The sequence below is a fragment of the Modestobacter sp. I12A-02662 genome (assembly GCF_041028325.1).
GTDB lineage: Bacteria > Actinomycetota > Actinomycetes > Mycobacteriales > Geodermatophilaceae > Modestobacter.
The window spans coordinates 1-633 of the sequence record NZ_JABGDE010000038.1 but is presented as its reverse complement, the minus strand read 5'-3'; the positions used below and the strand labels follow the sequence as shown (position 1 = coordinate 633).

Sequence of the window (633 nt, the reverse complement as noted above, 5' to 3'; positions counted from 1 at the left end):
GACACCTCAGAGGTGGGCCAGGTGCATGGCTACGTCGTGCGTCACTGACGCGTCCGTGTCGGACCGGGAGGTGGCAGCACTCCCTGTAGACGGACCAGCCCTATGCGGGCGTGGGGCTGCTCTCCAGCTCCAGGTGGAAGTACTCGTTCTGGCTGTACTCGCCGACGACCGACTCGACCAAGTCGCGGATCGCATCGACGGACGGACCCTCCCAGATGCACAGGGCCGTCGTGTGGTCGGGGGTCTCGGCGTGCACCGGGAGACGGTATCCCTCCGGAAGGCCAGCGTCGAGCGCCGCCTGCTCGGCCTGCTGAAACGCTCCCGGGTCCGAGATCCGATGTATCACGCCCACGTGCATGGTGAATTCCTCCCTCAACCGTCTGGCGATGTGACGGCGCTGGGTCCGCCGTCACTGGACAGCATCCCGCGCGCGCCGCTTGTCGTCCCCATGGTGGTGGACGGCCCCGTGGACGGCGGTGTGCCGATCACCCTCTGCGCATTCGCACCGCTCAGTCGTGCGCCGGCGGCTGGTGCCGCTCTCGTCCTGGCTGCGTCGGGTCCTCGGCGCCGCCCCGACCGGCCGCAGCGACGACGGACTCAGGGCCTTGCAGCGCTCCGATGGCCTGGCGTCAT

General features: G+C 69.2%; 1 protein-coding gene. It reads right to left on the bottom strand.

Features of this window, described 5'->3' with window-relative positions; all coding sequences use genetic code 11:
• Window positions 1-100 precede the first annotated feature (100 nt).
• Complete coding sequence (locus HL189_RS22485) at window positions 101-256, bottom strand: hypothetical protein (RefSeq protein ID WP_369135960.1); 156 nt, start codon at window positions 254-256, stop codon at window positions 101-103.
• Window positions 257-633 lie beyond the last annotated feature (377 nt).